The organism is Bacillus cereus, from assembly GCF_002567495.1.
GTDB classification, from domain to species: domain Bacteria; phylum Bacillota; class Bacilli; order Bacillales; family Bacillaceae_G; genus Bacillus_A; species Bacillus_A cereus_AQ.
The window spans coordinates 1-526 of the sequence record NZ_NVAP01000124.1 but is presented as its reverse complement, the minus strand read 5'-3'; the positions used below and the strand labels follow the sequence as shown (position 1 = coordinate 526).

The following is a 526-nucleotide window of genomic DNA, read 5'->3' as shown; positions in this document are numbered from 1 at the left end:
GGAAAACAAACTAATGAAGGACCTTTTACTTCTAAAAGGATAGAAAAACTTCATCAAAAACGTTACTTGAAAATAAAAGACGTCTTCCATAAAGTTAGTCACCATATCGTGAAACTAGCTCAAGAAGAAGAAGTTTGTAAAATCGTTATTGGTCAAAACAAAAGTTGGAAACAAGAAACGAATATGGGAAAAAGAAATAACCAATCGTTTTGTCATATCCCACATAGTTTATTGATTCAAATGATTACATACAAAGCAAATGCTGTAGGCATTCAAGTTGTTGTAACTGAAGAATCATATACATCGAAAGCAAGTTTTCTGGATAACGACTTCATTCCAACGTATGGAGAAAATGACCAAAATACAACTTTTTCAGGAAAACGAATAGAGCGCGGCATATATCGTTCAGCAAATAAAACTTTAATTAATGCAGATGTAAATGCTGCGGCTAACATTTTACGAAAAGTAATCCCAAATGCATGGACAAATGGGATAGAGGGGTTAGGCGTGAAACAGCTCGCTAATG

The 526-nt window shown here is 34.2% G+C and carries 1 protein-coding gene; it reads left to right on the top strand.

The features are described from left to right. Positions 1 to 526: IS200/IS605 family accessory protein TnpB-related protein (locus COK05_RS30755; protein ID WP_098615512.1), on the top strand; the 526-nt coding region annotated here is incomplete at both ends.